Below are 14,417 nucleotides of genomic sequence, written 5' to 3' on the forward strand. Positions count from 1 at the left end.
GGCCACCGCCAGGCAGGCACGGCCAGCCAGGCAGCCGTCACCGAAAGACCGGTAGGCTGGCGGGGATCGACAGCGGAGGGGGGGCACGGATGGCACAGCTGCGCCACCTCCCGGCTCCGCGCAGGATCGCCGTCGTCCTACTCGTCCTGCTCACCGTCACCGCCGTGCACGGTGCCGCCTCGGTCGCCGTACCGGCCGTCGCCGTCGCCGCCGGGCCGGCCTCCATCGGAGCCACGCTGCTGCACCAGACCGTCTCGCCCGGTGGTCGCAACTGCGTCGACGACGCCGACCACCGGCAGCAGCAGAGCATGTCGGCCCGGCCCGGCCCAGCCGGTGACGACCACGGCACACCGACCGGTACCGTCACCACGCCAACCTGGTCCGCCTCGCCATCCGCCACCGGCCGGGCCGCCCGGTCGTCGGCCGCTGGTCCGCTCCTGCGCCGCGGGACGCTGCCCTGCTCCAGCCGGGCACCACCCGACCGGCTGGCCGCGCAGCTGACCACCGCGGCGGCGCACCTGCCCATTCCCGACTGAGCCGGGCCACCGACCCGGCGGAGTCCGGGGCCGGCCGGCCCGAGCCTCCGCCACCTCCACGTCACCCCCTGCGCCACGGCCGCGACGCGCCGTCCGGCGTTCCTCACCCGCCGGGCCGGCGAGCCCGGCAACGGACCCGTGCCGGCGCGCGGGCCCGCGACGACACCTACCTGGAGCCATGCGTGCTGGTACTGCTCATCGTCCACCTGGCGACGGCGCTCGTGGCGCCGGCGCTGGTCCGCTGGTGGGGTCCGCGTGCCTGCTACCTGCTGGCCGCCGCGCCCGGCGCCGCCGCCGGCTGGGCACTGGCCAACACCGGTGCGGTACGCGACGGTGCCACGCTCGACGAGACGTACCGGTGGGTGCCGCAGCTCGGCCTCGACCTGGCGTTTCGGGTGGGCACCCTGTCCTGGCTCATGGTGCTGCTGGTCGGCGGCGTCGGAGCCCTGGTCCTGATCTACTGCGCCCGCTACTTCGCGCCGGGTGAGCCCGGGCTCGGCCGCTTCACCGCGAACTTCGTCGGATTCGCCGGAGCCATGCTCGGTCTGGTCCTCGCCGACGACCTGATCCTGCTCTACGTCTTCTGGGAGCTGACCACCGTCTTTTCCTACCTGCTGATCGGCCATCATCCGGAGAAGCGGGCCAGCCGCCGGGCCGCCGCCCAGGCGCTGATCATGACCACCCTGGGCGGCCTGGCCATGCTCGTCGGGTTCATCATGCTCGGTGAGCAGGCCGGCACCTACCGCTGGTCGCAGATCGCGGCCGGCCCGCAGCCGGCAGGCGGCTACCTGGCCGTCGCGCTGGTGCTGGTCCTCGTCGGCGCGCTGTCCAAGTCGGCGATCTTCCCATTCAGTTTCTGGCTGCCCTCGGCGATGGCCGCGCCCACCCCGGTCAGCGCCTACCTGCACGCCGCCGCCATGGTGAAGGCCGGCATCTACCTGGTCGCCCTGCTGTCACCGGTGTACGCGGGCAACCCCTGGTGGTACTGGCTGATCGTCACCACCGGCACCGCCACCATGCTGGTCGGCGGCTGGGCGGCGCTGCGCCAGACCGACCTCAAGCTGCTGCTGGCGTACGGGACCGTGAGCCAGCTCGGCTTGCTGGTGTTGGTGACCGGCGCGGGCGAACGCGCCCCGGCGTTGGCCGGGGCGACGATGCTGCTCGCTCACGCCCTGTTCAAGGCGACCCTGTTCCTGGTGGTCGGCATCGTCGACCGGTGCGCCGGCACCCGCGACCTCACCGAGCTGAGCGGGCTGGGTCGACGGATGCCGGCGGTCGCCGTGGCCGCCACACTCGCCGCCGCGTCGATGGCCGGGGTGCCGCCGCTGCTTGGCTTCGTCGGCAAGGAGGCGGTGCTGGAGGCGTTCGCACCGGACCCGGTCGTGTTGGCGCTGATCGTCCTCGGCTCGGTGCTCACCACCGCGTACAGCGCCCGGTTCATCTGGGGCGCGTTCGCCGGCAAGCCCGGTCGGGAGCCGACCACCGCCGCGTCGGTCGGCCCGGTGTTCGTGCTGCCGGCCGGCGTACTGGCGCTGCTCGGCCTGCTGCTCGGTCCGGCGGCCGGCGTCGTCGACACGGTGCTCACTCCGTACGCCGGACTGTTCGGCCCGGGTGACTACCACCTGGCGCTGTGGCACGGATTCACCCCCGCACTGGGGTTGTCCCTGGTCGCGCTCGTCGGCGGCGCCGCGCTGTTCCTGGCCCGGGAGCGGGTGGCCGCCGTGCAGCGGCGGCTGCGGGCCCCGACCGACGGGGCGACCAGTTACGCCCAGGCGACCCACCTGCTCGACCGGATATCGGTGGAGGTCACCGGTGCCACCCAGCGCGGGTCGCTGCCGCAGTACCTCGGCATCATCCTGCTGGTGCTGGTCACCGTGCCCGGTGGGGCGCTGCTGGTGACCCGCCCATGGACCGGGCAGTGGCGCTGGTACGACACGCCGGCGCAGATCGGGGTGGCCGCCGTCCTGGTGGTTGCCGCGATCGCCACGGTCCGGGCACAACGCCGGCTGAAGGCCGTCATCCTGGCCGGGGTGACCGGGTACTGCACCGCGTTGATGTTCGTCCTGCACGGCGCGCCCGACCTGGCGCTCACCCAGTTCCTCGTCGAGACGATCACCATCGTGGTGTTCGTCCTGGTGGTCCGTCGCTTGCCGATCTACTTCTCGGAACGTCCACTGCGCTCCAGCCGGTACGCACGGATCGCCCTCGGGGTCGTCGTCGGTGTGGTGATGGCCGGCATGGCGATGGCGGCGGTCGGCAACCGGGACGCGGCACCCGTCTCGGCGGCCTACCCCGAACAGGCGGTGGAATACGGCGGCGGGCGCAACGTGGTGAACGTGACACTGGTCGACATCCGGGCCTGGGACACCATGGGGGAGATCTCGGTGCTGGTCGTCACGGCGACCGGCGTGGCCAGCCTGGTGTTCCTGCGGCCGCGTACCGGGCCGGGTCCCCGCCGGGTCGGCGCCGCGACCGCAGCCGGCCACGGTGGCCGGCCGGGCGGCCCGTCACCGCCGGCCCGGTCCCGGCGCCAACGGATCTGGCTGCGGGGCGGCGCTACCCAGACCGCGCGGGGCCGGTCGATCATCTTCGAGGTGGTCACCCGGCTGCTGTTCCACGCCATCCTGGTGTACTCGATATTCCTGCTCTTCTCCGGCCACAACGCACCCGGGGGCGGGTTCGCCGGCGGGCTGGTGGCCGGACTGGCACTGGCGGTGCGCTATCTCGCCGGTGGCCGCCACGAACTCAACGAGGCGGCACCGGTGGACGCCGGGCTGGTGCTCGGCGTCGGTCTGTTCCTGGCGATCGGCGCCGGGCTGAGCCCGATCCTGGTCGGCGCCGACGTGCTGCAGAGCGCCATCGTGGACCTGCACCTGCCGGTGATCGGCGACGTCCACCTGGTCACCTCGCTCTTTTTCGACGTGGGCGTCTACCTGATCGTGGTGGGCCTGGTCCTGGACATCCTGCGCAGCCTCGGCGCCGAGGTCGACCGGCAGATCGCGCGGTCCGCCGAGCCGGACGTCGAGGTGGACGACACCCCGCAGGGCGAGCTCGCCACCGCACCGGGTGCCGCCGGCAACGCCACCGCACCGGGTGCCGGCAGCGACCGGGTCGCCGGAGGAAGGAGCTGACATGCCGCCCAACATCGTGCTCGTCCTGGTCGTCGGGGTGCTCTTCGCCGCCGGCGTCACCCTGTTGCTGGAACGCAGTCTCACCCGGGTGGTGCTCGGGGTGATCCTGCTCGGCAACGGGGCCAACCTGCTGATCCTGCTGGGCGGGCGGCCCGGCGGGGCGCCCATCGCCGAGGTGACCGCCGCCGAGGAGATGAGCGACCCGCTGCCACAGGCGCTCATCCTCACCGCGATCGTGATCACGCTCGGGCTCACCGCGTTCCTGCTCGCCATGGCGTACCGCAGCTGGCTGCTCTTCGGCCACGACGAGGTCCAGGACGACCTGGAGGACCGGCTCATCGTTCAGCGCGCCCTCGCCGACCAGGGACCCAACGCCGAGGACGATGCCGAGGACAGCGACGACAACGACACCGACCCGATCGACGCGATCGGTGCCCCCCGTACCGCCCCGGCCCGCGCCGGCGATCTCGATCGGAGCGACCCGTGAGCTTCCTGGTGCCGTTGCCGGTGATCGTGCCGCTGCTCGGCGCGGGTATCACCCTGGTGCTGGCCCGGCATCCGCGCGCCCAGCGGACCATCAGCGTCGCCGCCCTCACCGTCACCTTCGGCGTCGCGCTCGCCCTGTTGATCACCGCCCACATCGAGGGACCCCAGGTGGTACGGGTGGGTGGCTGGCCGGTGCCGCTGGGCATCGTGCTGGTCGCCGACCAACTCGCCACCCTGATGCTGGTGGTCTCCACCGCAGTGACGCTTTGCGTACTGCTGTATTCGATCGGTGAAGGTCGCGCTGACGGCCGGGAGAGCACACCGGTGGCGATCTACCACCCGACGTACCTGATTCTCACCGCCGGAGTGACCAACGCGTTCCTCTCCGGGGACCTGTTCAACCTGTACGTCGGGTTCGAGATCCTGCTCGGCGCCAGCTACGTGCTGCTCACCCTGGGCGGCACCGAGGTACGAATCCGGGCCGGCACGACCTACGTCGTGGTCAGCATCCTCTCCTCGGTCATCTTCCTCACCGCCATCGGGCTGATCTACGCCGCCACCGGCACGGTGAACCTGGCGCAGCTGGCCGACCGGCTCGACGGACTCCCCGACGACCTGCGGCTGATGCTGCAGCTGATGCTGCTTCTCGCGTTCGGCATCAAGGCCGCCGTCTTCCCGCTGTCGGCCTGGCTGCCGGACAGCTACCCGACCGCGCCAGCTCCGGTCACCGCCGTCTTCGCCGGTCTGCTGACCAAGGTCGGCGTCTACGCGATCATCCGTACCGAGACGTTGCTGTTCCCCGGCGGACGCACCCGCGACCTGCTGCTGGTGGTCGCGTTGCTGACCATGGTGGTCGGCATCCTCGGTGCGGTCGCACAGTCGGACATCAAGCGTCTGCTCTCGTTCACCCTGGTCAGTCACATCGGCTACATGCTGTTCGGGATCGCGCTCGGCACCGCTGCCGGACTGGCGGCGGCGATCTTCTACGTGGTGCACCACATCACCGTCCAGACCACGCTGTTCCTGGCGACCGGCCTGGTGGAGCGCCGGGGCGGCAGCACCAACCTGGAGCGTCTCGGCGGGTTGGCCCGAGCCGCGCCGCTGCTCGCCGCGCTGTTCTTTCTGCCCGCGTTGAACCTGGCCGGCATACCACCGTTCTCCGGGTTCCTCGGCAAGCTCGGGTTGCTGCAGGCCGGGGTCGCCGACGATGGCCCGCTGGTCTGGGTGGTCGCCGCCGGCGCGGTGGTGACCAGCCTGCTCACCCTGTACGCGGTGACCCGGGTGTGGAATCTCGCCTTCTGGCGCAAAACCGCACCGCAGGCCACAGCGGGCGGTCCGGCGACGGCACCGGCACCTGCTGCGGCCCCGCAGCCGGCGACCGTGCCGTCCGCCACCCGGGCGGTGTCCGGTGTCCGGGTGCCGTCCACCGACTCGGCCTCCACCCCGCTCGCCGCCGACGGCCCGGGGTCGGTGGAACCGATGCCGCCCCTGCTGGTCGGCGCGACCACCGCACTGGTGCTGCTCGGCCTGGCGCTGACCGTGCTGGCCGGACCGTTGTACCAGATCGGCACCGAGGCGGCGGCCAACCTGGTGAGTCGTACGCCGTACGTCGACGCGGTGTTCCCGCAGGGAGGAGCCAGATGAGTCCGGTGTCCAGGGCCGCGCGCTGGCGTGCCCAGATCGTCGCGGTCGCCGCTCTGGTGGTGCTGTGGAACCTGTTCTACGGGCGGTTCTCCGTCGGCAACCTGCTCGGTGGGACGGCCGTCGCGTTGGTGGTGGTCACCGTCTTCCCGCTGCCGCCGGTCGCCTTCGAGGGCCGGATCCGGCCGCTGGCGGTGCTGCGCTTCCTCGTCCGGTTCGTCGTCGACCTGTTCATCGCGAGCGCGCAGGTGGCCTGGACCGCCGTCCGGTTTGGGCACACGCCGCGCAGCGCGGTCCTCGCGGTGCGGCTCCGAGTCCGGACGGACCTGAACCTGACCCTCACCGCCGAGGCGTTGTCGTTGATCCCGGGCAGCCTCATCGTCGAGGCCGACCCGGCCAGCGGCACCCTCTACGTCCACGTGCTCGACGTCGTCGACCACCACGACGTCGAGCAGGCCCGGCGGAAGGTGCTGGCGTTGGAGGAGCGGATCGTCCGGGCCGTCGGCTCGGCGGACGACGTGCGTCACCTCGCCGACCCTCGCCCGGCCGACCATCACGGAGAGAATCGATGACCTTTGTGGCTGTCGTGGTGACCGTCCTGCTGGCCGTGGCGGCCCTGCTGACCGTCGGGCGGATCATCCGTGGTCCGACACTGCTCGACCGGGTAGTGGCCGCCGAGGTTCTGATCGCCATCATCGTCGGCGGGCTTGCCGCCGAGGCCGCGGTCAACCGGCACGCCACCACTTTGCCGGTGCTCGTGGTGCTGTCCCTGCTCGGGTTCGTGGGCTCGGTCAGCATCGTCCGGTTCGTCGCCGCCCGCCCGCCTGCGGTGGCCGCCGCCGAACGGGAGCAACGGTGAACGGGGTGCTGACCGTACTGTCCGGCACGCTGCTGATCGGCGGCGCGTTGCTCAGCCTGGCGGCCAGCATCGGTCTGCTGCGCTTCCCCGACGTTGCCGCCCGGATTCACGCGGCGACCAAGCCGCAGGTTCTCGGCCTGTTGCTGTTCCTCAGTGGGCTGGCGTTGCGGCTGCAGAGCGGCACCGAACTGGCCACTCTGCTGATGGTCGCGGTCTTCCAGATGGCGACCGCGCCGGTCGCGGCCCACATCATCGGCCGGGCCGCCTACCGGGCCGATCTGGTACGGCGGGACCTGCTGGTCACCGACGAGGCGGACGGGATCACGACGGGCGCCACCGGCGGCGACGGAACCGGTGGGCAGCGGCGGGCCACTATATAATCCGGCCATGACCGATGCTCCTGCCCAGGAGGGCAGCAGTAGCCAGCCGGGTAGGACCCGGCTGCCGACATTCCGGCCGCCGGTCGCCGGAGCGCTGAGCCCCCGGTGCTGATCGTCTTCGGTCTCTTCCTGATCACCGTCTTGACGGTCGCGACCGGCTACTTCGTCGCCCAGGAGTTCGGCTACGTCGCCGTCGACCGGGGCCGGCTCCGGGCCCTGGCCGACCGGGGCGACCCGGCTGCCGCCCGGGCGCTGCGGGTGACCAGCCGGCTGTCGTTCATGCTCTCCGGTGCCCAGCTGGGGATCACGGTCACCGCGTTGCTGGTCGGCTACGTCGCCGAGCCGTACCTCGGCGCCGGACTGTCCGAGCTGCTCGGCGGGGTCGGAGTTCCGCCGGCCGCCAGTCTGACCATCTCAGTCGGGTTGGCGCTGATCATCTCGACCGTGGTGCAGATGGTCCTCGGTGAGCTGGCCCCCAAGAACCTCGCCCTCGCACGGGCCGAGACGTTGGCCCGGGCGCTCAGCCGGTCGACCCTGATCTACCTGGCCGTCGCCGGGCCGCTGATCCGGATGTTCGACATCGCGGCGAACCGGTTGCTGCGACGGGTCGGCATCGAGCCGATCGAGGAGCTGCCCAGCGGCGCCACCGCCGAGGACCTCGGCCAGATCATCGCCGAGTCCCGCCAGGAGGGGCATCTCGACTCGGCGATGTCCACGCTGCTCGATCGGGGACTGCACTTCCGGCAGCTGACCGCCGGTGAGGCGATGGTGCCGCGGGTCGACGTGCACACGGTGCGGGTCGACGCGCCACTGACCGGGCTGGTGGAGCTGCTGGACACCGGGCACTCCCGCTTCCCGGTGCACGGCTCGGACGGCGTCGACGATCTGGTCGGCATCGCCAGCATCGCGGACGTGCTCACCGTAGCGCCGTCGCGGCGGGCGATGACGACCGTCGCGGCCGTGATGGTTCCCCCGCTGCTGGTGCCCGAGACCTTGCCGTTGCCGGCGGTGCTGGACCGGCTGCGTAAGGGGCACCGGCAGCTGGCCTGCGTGGTCGACGAGTACGGCGGCTTCGCCGGGGTGATCACCCTGGAGGACATCGCCGAGGAGCTGGTCGGACCGATCCGGGACGAGGACGACCCCCCGGAGCCGGCCCCGGCCCGCCAGCCGGACGGCTCCTGGCTGGTCCCGGCCCGCTGGCGGATCGACGAGGTCGCCGACACCACCGGGGTCGAGCTGCCCACCGCCCCCGAGTACGACACCCTCTCCGGCCTGGTCATGCGGGAGCTGGGCCGGGTGCCCGAGGTCGGCGACCAGATCTCGATCAGCCTGGACGAGACAGCCGCCGGCAACGGCCATCATCGGGCCCGGCGGGCCGTACTGCACGTTATCTCCGTCGACCGGCACGTGCCCGACTCGGTCCGGCTGGAGGTGATCGGGTGAGCGCCGGGTGGGCGTTGCTGACCTCGCTGGTGCTGCTCGCCCTGAACGGATTCTTCGTGGCTGCGGAGTTCGCCCTGGTGGCGAGCAAGCGGTACCGCCTGGAACAGGCTGCGGCGGGCGGCTCGCGGGCGGCCCGGGCGGCGTTGGACGGCTCGCGCGAGCTGTCGCTGATGCTCGCCGGGGCGCAGCTGGGCATCACCGTCTGCACCCTCGGTCTGGGCGCGTTGGCCGAACCGGCGGTGGAGCGGCTGGTGGCGCCCCTGCTGGAGCGGGCCGGTCTGCCGTACGCGGCCAGTCACCTGGTCGCGTTCCTGTTCGCCCTCGCCCTGGTGGTCTTTCTGCATCTGGTGGTCGGCGAGATGGCACCGAAGTCGTGGGCGATCACCCACCCGGAGCGATCGGCGCTGCTGCTGGCGCTGCCGTTCCGGGCATTCGCCCGGGTGTCCCGGCCGGTCCTGTCCGGGCTGAACGCGATCGCCAACGCCGTGCTGCGGGCGTTCCGGGTCGAACCACAGGACCAGCTGGCCCAGGTGCACGGCCCGGACGAGCTGCGCATCCTGCTGGAACAGTCGCGGGAGCACGGCCTGCTGCCGCCGGACCAGCACGAGCTGCTGGCCAAGATGCTCCAGCTGGAGCGCACCACCGTGCGGGACGTGATGCAGCCGGTGGACCAGGTCGTCGCGGTGGCCCGGACGGACACCGCCGTGCGGGTGGAGGAGCTGTCCCGGGGTAGCGGTCGGTCCCGTCTGGTGGTCTACGGCGAGGCCGGCGATCTGATCGGCATCGTGCACGTACGCGACGCGGTGCGGGCGAACACCTGTGACGGAGCCCCGACCGCCGAGTCGCTGATGAGCCGGCCGTTCCTGCTGCCGGCGACGGCGACCGTCACCGAGGCGGTGGCGGCGATGCGCGCCGACCAGGTCCAGTTGGCGCTGGTCACCAACGGTGCCGGAGCCGACCGGCCGATCGGTTTCGTGGCGTTGGAGGACCTGCTGGAAGAGGTCATCGGCGAGTTCGACGACGAGACCGACGCCGTCCCGAGGGGACGGCGGATGCGCTGAGCTGCGCGTCGACGGTGTGGTCTCGCCGGGCCGGCGGTCATGCTGCTCCGGCGGGTCACGCTGCTCCGGCGCTGGCGGTCGCCAGCTTGACCCCGAAACCGAGGAACAGGGCACCCACCCCGCTGGTGACCGTCACGGCGAGCCGGCGCCGTTGCCGGAACTGCATCGCCAGATAAGTCCCGGTGAAGATCAGCACGGTCAGGTAGATGACGCTGAACAGTTGGGCGATCGTGCCGAGCAGCAGGAACGACAGCGCCGGGTACGGGTACGCCGGGTCGACGAACTGGATGAAGAACGACACGAAGAACAGGATCGCTTTCGGGTTCAGCAGGCTGATCACCGTCGCCCGCCGGAACGGGCGACGCGCCGCCGCCGGCTCGGCTGCGTCCACCAACCGGGGCGCGCCCGGGTCGTCCCGCCGCCGCCAGCGCCGCCAGGCACCACGGAGCATGGTGACGCCGACATAGCCGAGGTACGCCGCCCCGGCGTACTTGATCACGGTGAACACCGCCGGATGGGTGTTGAGCAGGGAGGCGACCCCGGCTGCGGAGAGCACCATCAGCACCGTGTCGCCGAGGAAGACGCCGCCGGCCGCCCGGTAGCCGTGCCGCACGCCGCGTCGGGCGGCGGTGGACAGGACGAACAACGAGTTCGGCCCGGGCAGCAGAATGATCGCCACGGTGCCCAGGACGTACGTCCAGATGTCGGTGATGCCCAGCATGGGGGTCATCCTCACCTGTCCGCCGGTCCGCTGGCGAGAGAAATTTCGCTGGTGGTGAAGTAGGTCGGCACCGCCCGGGTGACTCCGGTAGCGGATTGCGGCGGGTCGGCGACGGTGCGCAGCGGCAGCACCCCGGCCCAGTACGGCAGTGCGAGGTCGGCCTGATCGTCGACGGGGTCACCGGTGCGGCCCTTGACCGACACCTCGTCGAGAGCGACGGCGAGCACCGCTGTCTGCGCGAGTTCCCGGTTCGTCGGTGGCCGGCTGTCCGAGACCCGGCCCGGAGCCGCCTTGTCGATCAGGGCGTCGAGTGCCCGCCGCTTGTCGGCCGGATCGCTGACCAGCCGGGCGGTGCCGTGTACGACGACTGACCGGTAGTTCGCGCTGTGGTGCGCCTGGGCGCGGGCATAGACCAGGCCGTCGAGCAGGGTGACGGCCACACAGACGGCGAGCCCTTGTGGGTCCCGGGCGGCCAACAGGGGCGTGCTCGCGGTGGAGCCGTGCAGGTACAGGGTCTCGTCGACGCGTACGTGCAGAGTGGGCAGTGCCCGGGGCGCGCCGTCGGCGACGAACGCCAGGCAGCAGTGGTACGCCTCGTCGAGGATGCGGTGTGCCTCGGTGCGCTGGTAGGTGACCCGGTTGAGGTGTCGCGTGGCGGTGGTCCGGGCGGTGGCGGGATACATTCGGGCTCCCAAGTTTGTTCTAGTACAATATGCTATTTGTGTCAGAACAATATCAGCCGACCGGTGCGACCGCGACCGAGATCTCGGCCAGCGTCGAGGCCGGTGTCCGTACGGGTGCGTTGGCACCTGGTGCCCTGCTGCCGGCGGTGCGTACGCTCGCCGACGCACTCGAGGTCAGCCCGGCCACCGTCGCCAAGGCGTACCAGGCGCTGCGCCAACGTGGGATCGTCGACACCGACGGCCGGCGCGGCACCCGGGTCCGCGCCCGCCCGCCGGTCGCCGTGACCCGGCCCGGCCCGTCCGCGCCGGCCCCGCCGGGCACCCTGGACCTGTCCACCGGTGAGCCGGATCCACGGCTGTTGCCGCCGCTGGCGACACATCTCGCTGCGGTCGCCCGGGAGTTGGCCGACACCGCGTCCGGGCAGGGTTACGCCGACGCCGGCCTGCTGCCCGACCTTGCCGCGCTAGCCATGGTCCGGTTGGCTGACGACGGCCTGCCGGCCGGCGGTCTCACTGTCACCAGTGGCGCGCTGGACGGGATCGAACGCCTGCTCACCGGCACTCTGCGCCCTGGCGACCGGGTCGCGGTGGAGGATCCCGGCTGGGCCAACCTGCTGGACCTGATCGCGGCACTGGGCCTCACTCCGGTCCCGATGCCGGTGGACGACCGCGGCCCGACCGAACCCGGCCTGCGGGCGGTGCTGTCCGCCGGCGTCTCCGCCATCGTGGTCACCACCCGGGCGCAGAACCCGACCGGCGCCGCCCTGGACGCGGACCGGGCCGACCGGCTGCGACGGCTGCTGCGCGAGGCCGACGATGTGCTGCTCATCGAGGATGACCACGCCGCTGAGCTCTCCGATGGTCCGCCGCACGTGTTGGCCGGCGTGACACCCCGGTGGGCGTTCGTCCGCTCCGTAAGCAAGCCGTACGGCCCGGACCTGCGGATCGCCCTGTTGACCGGCGACGAGACCACTCTCAGCCGGGTGGCCGGTCGGATGCGTATCGGTTCCGGCTGGGTCTCCACGGTCCTGCAGCGGCTGCTCGGACAGTTGTGGCGCGATCCCTCGGTCGCCGCCACCGTGGCCGGGGCCGGCCGGGTCTACCAGCGCCGCCGGGAGTCGTTGCGGGCCGCGCTCGCCAACCACGGCGTCGCCAGCCACGGCGGCAGCGGGATCAACGTCTGGGTGCCGGTGACGGACGAGACCCACGTGGTGGCCGCGCTGCAGGCGGCCGGATTCACCGTCTCCACCGGAGCCCGCTACCGGCTACGCAGCGCGCCGGGTATCAGGATCACCGTCAGCGGGCTCGACGAGCACCGGGCCGGCGAGCTCGCCGCGGCGGTGCGCGACGCGCTGCGCCCAGCAGGACTCACCGGGGTCGGCAGGTGAGGTACGCGGGCCGCACTCGGACCGGTCAACCCAGGCGCTCCGGTCAATCCGCAACCGGGTAGGAAGGACTTGTGACCGTGCACGAAACCACCGCCGGAGCCGATGGGTACGTCCCCACCGGTGCCCGTAGCCTCGCCGACCTGCGCGCTGCCGCCCCCAGTTGCCAGGGCTGCGAACTGCACCAGCCCGCCAGCCAGGTGGTCTTCGGCCGGGGCAACCCCGATGCCCGGGTGGTGATGGTCGGCGAGCAGCCCGGGGACGTCGAGGACCGCCAGGGGCTGCCGTTCGTCGGCCCGGCCGGCCGGCTGCTGCGCCGGGCGGTGGACGACGCCGGGATCCCGGTCGACCAGATCTATCTGACCAACGCGGTGAAGCACTTCCGCTTCGTGTCGCGCGGCGGTCGACGGATCCACCAGACCCCGGACCGGGCGCACATCGTGGCCTGCCGGCCATGGTTGGTTGCCGAGTTCGCGATGCTGCGCCCGGACGTCGTCGTGGTGCTCGGCGCGACCGCGGCCCGGGCACTGCTCGGCCCGGCGTTCCGGGTGACCCGCTCGCGTGGCGTACCGTTGCCGTGGCCTGCCTCGGCCGAACGGGCCGAGGAGTTTCCGGTGGGTCCGGCGCAACTGGTGGCCACCATCCATCCCTCTGCGGTGCTGCGTGCCGACGCCCAGCAGATCGCCTTCCGAGGGCTGGTCACCGACCTCGGCGTCGCCCGCAGACTGCTCGCCGATCGGGGCAGCCCGACCCAGGCGGTACGCCGATGACCGCGCTCACTGCACCGTCGTCGGTGACCGACCCGCCGCCATCCGGTGACGTCACCCGCATCCAACGCCGTACGCTGCGGCTGCTCGCCGGTACCCAGATGATCGGCGGCGTAGGCGTCACCATCGGGATCTCGGTCGGTGGCCTGCTCGCCGCCGAGCTCGGCGGGGTGGCCGTCTCCGGCCTGGCGCAGAGCGCCGCAGTGGTCGGCGGGGCGCTGCTCGCCGTACCCGTGGTCCGGATCATGAACGGGCACGGCCGCCGACCCGGTCTGGTCTTCGCCTACCTGACGGGTGCGACCGGGGCGGTGCTGGTGGTGGCCGCCGCCGCGGGGCGCTGGGTGCCGCTGCTGTTCGTCGGCATGGTCCTGTTCGGCGGGGCGACGACTGCCGGGCTGCAGGCCCGGTACGCGGCGGTCGACCTCACCGAGCCGCGTCGTCGGGGCCGGCAGCTGTCGCTGGTGGTCTGGGCGACCACGGTCGGCGCGGTGACCGCCCCCAACCTGGCCGGGCTGGCCGACCGGTCGGCCAGCGGGGTCGGGCTGCCGCCGCTGGCCGGCCCGTTCGCCGTCAGTACGCTGGCGTTCCTGCTGGCCGCGCTGCTGGTGCTGGTGTTGTTGCGACCGGATCCGCTGCTGACCGCCCGGCGGATCGCCGGCCCCGCTGCGGCGACCGCCCCGGTGCAGTCCGGCCGGGCTTCGCAGGCCAGGTCCGGCCGAGGCCTGCGGGCCGCGTTCGTGGTGGTAGCCGCCCGGCCCGCCGCGCGGCTCGGGGTCTGCGCCGTCGCAGTCGGCCACCTGGTGATGGTCGGGGTGATGGCGATGACGCCGGTCCACATCGGGATGGGGCACACCGGCGGTGATCTGTTGCGCACCGTCGGGCTGGTGCTGAGCCTGCACATCGCCGGGATGTACGCGCTGTCGCCGGTGGTAGGTTGGCTCACCGACCGGGCCGGTCGCCGGCCGGTGATCGTCGGTGGGGTCGGGCTGCTGCTGGCCGCGTGTGCCGTGGCGGGCACCGCCGGCCACGACCCGGTACGCCTGGTGATCGGGCTGGTGCTGCTCGGGCTCGGCTGGTCGGGCACCATGGTCGCGGGCTCGACCCTGCTGTCGGAGTCGGTGCCGGTCGACGTCCGTCCGTCGGTGCAAGGCCTGTCGGACCTGGTGATGGGTCTGGCCGGCGCGTTCGCCGGCGGGGTCAGCGGAATCATCGTCGGGCTGTCCGGTTACGGCGTCCTGACGTTGCTGTCGGCGCTGGCCACGGTGCCGCTGCTGGGGTTGGTGCTGCGCCCGGTGCCGGCTCCGTCGAAGCAGTAAGGAGGCAG

The 14,417-nt window shown here is 72.3% G+C and carries 14 protein-coding genes; 12 read left to right on the forward strand and 2 right to left on the reverse strand.

What is annotated here, in order from left to right; translation table 11 throughout:
• Window positions 1-89 precede the first annotated feature (89 nt).
• The 9 genes from O7553_RS06900 (at window position 90) to O7553_RS06940 (ending at window position 9,537) form a co-directional block, all read left to right on the forward strand.
• A complete protein-coding gene (locus O7553_RS06900; RefSeq protein ID WP_281554007.1) occupies window positions 90-536 on the forward strand; it encodes a hypothetical protein in 447 nt (148 codons plus the stop codon).
• A 182-nt stretch (window positions 537-718) separates the two neighbouring features.
• Window positions 719-3,667, forward strand: a complete 2,949-nt coding sequence (locus O7553_RS06905) for a Na+/H+ antiporter subunit A (RefSeq protein ID WP_281554008.1) — start codon at window positions 719-721, stop codon at window positions 3,665-3,667.
• Window position 3,668: 1 nt separating this feature from the next.
• Window positions 3,669-4,154, forward strand: coding sequence for a Na(+)/H(+) antiporter subunit C (locus O7553_RS06910; RefSeq protein WP_281554009.1), 486 nt, complete (start codon window positions 3,669-3,671; stop codon window positions 4,152-4,154).
• Window positions 4,151-5,797, forward strand: a complete 1,647-nt coding sequence (locus O7553_RS06915) for a Na+/H+ antiporter subunit D (protein ID WP_281554010.1) — start codon at window positions 4,151-4,153, stop codon at window positions 5,795-5,797. The genes O7553_RS06910 and O7553_RS06915 overlap by 4 nt, the downstream gene beginning before the upstream one ends.
• Window positions 5,794-6,366, forward strand: coding sequence for a Na+/H+ antiporter subunit E (locus O7553_RS06920; RefSeq protein ID WP_281554011.1), 573 nt, complete (start codon window positions 5,794-5,796; stop codon window positions 6,364-6,366). Before O7553_RS06915 ends, O7553_RS06920 begins: the two co-directional genes overlap by 4 nt.
• Window positions 6,363-6,653 (forward strand): monovalent cation/H+ antiporter complex subunit F, encoded by a 291-nt coding sequence (locus tag O7553_RS06925; RefSeq protein WP_123600656.1) that lies wholly within the window; start codon window positions 6,363-6,365, stop codon window positions 6,651-6,653. Before O7553_RS06920 ends, O7553_RS06925 begins: the two co-directional genes overlap by 4 nt.
• Window positions 6,650-7,033: a monovalent cation/H(+) antiporter subunit G gene (mnhG, locus tag O7553_RS06930; protein ID WP_281554012.1), complete on the forward strand. Its 384-nt coding sequence runs from the start codon at window positions 6,650-6,652 to the stop codon at window positions 7,031-7,033. The genes O7553_RS06925 and mnhG overlap by 4 nt, the downstream gene beginning before the upstream one ends.
• Window positions 7,034-7,138: 105 nt before the next feature.
• Window positions 7,139-8,476: a hemolysin family protein gene (locus O7553_RS06935; RefSeq protein ID WP_281554013.1), complete on the forward strand. Its 1,338-nt coding sequence runs from the start codon at window positions 7,139-7,141 to the stop codon at window positions 8,474-8,476.
• Window positions 8,473-9,537, forward strand: coding sequence for a hemolysin family protein (locus O7553_RS06940; protein ID WP_281554014.1), 1,065 nt, complete (start codon window positions 8,473-8,475; stop codon window positions 9,535-9,537). Before O7553_RS06935 ends, O7553_RS06940 begins: the two co-directional genes overlap by 4 nt.
• A 55-nt stretch (window positions 9,538-9,592) precedes the next feature.
• On the opposite strand, the gene leuE is transcribed toward O7553_RS06940, so the two are convergent.
• Window positions 9,593-10,267, reverse strand: coding sequence for a leucine efflux protein LeuE (gene leuE / locus O7553_RS06945; protein ID WP_281554015.1), 675 nt, complete (start codon window positions 10,265-10,267; stop codon window positions 9,593-9,595).
• Between the two features lie 2 nt (window positions 10,268-10,269).
• Entirely contained in the window at window positions 10,270-10,941 is a 672-nt protein-coding gene (locus tag O7553_RS06950) for a pyridoxamine 5'-phosphate oxidase family protein (RefSeq protein WP_348650093.1), read from the reverse strand.
• Between the two features lie 38 nt (window positions 10,942-10,979).
• On the opposite strand from O7553_RS06950, the gene O7553_RS06955 reads away from it, so the two are divergent.
• From O7553_RS06955 to O7553_RS06965, 3 genes are all read left to right on the forward strand, one after another.
• The gene (locus O7553_RS06955) at window positions 10,980-12,329 is read left to right on the forward strand and encodes an aminotransferase class I/II-fold pyridoxal phosphate-dependent enzyme (RefSeq protein ID WP_281554016.1); all 1,350 of its coding nucleotides are present in this window, start codon (window positions 10,980-10,982) and stop codon (window positions 12,327-12,329) included.
• A 71-nt stretch (window positions 12,330-12,400) separates the two neighbouring features.
• A complete protein-coding gene (locus tag O7553_RS06960) occupies window positions 12,401-13,096 on the forward strand; it encodes a UdgX family uracil-DNA binding protein (RefSeq protein WP_281554017.1) in 696 nt (231 codons plus the stop codon).
• The gene (locus O7553_RS06965; RefSeq protein WP_281554018.1) at window positions 13,093-14,409 is read left to right on the forward strand and encodes an MFS transporter; all 1,317 of its coding nucleotides are present in this window, start codon (window positions 13,093-13,095) and stop codon (window positions 14,407-14,409) included. The genes O7553_RS06960 and O7553_RS06965 overlap by 4 nt, the downstream gene beginning before the upstream one ends.
• Window positions 14,410-14,417 lie beyond the last annotated feature (8 nt).

The sequence above is a fragment of the Solwaraspora sp. WMMA2059 genome (assembly GCF_027497315.1).
Taxonomy (GTDB): Bacteria; Actinomycetota; Actinomycetes; order Mycobacteriales; family Micromonosporaceae; genus Micromonospora_E.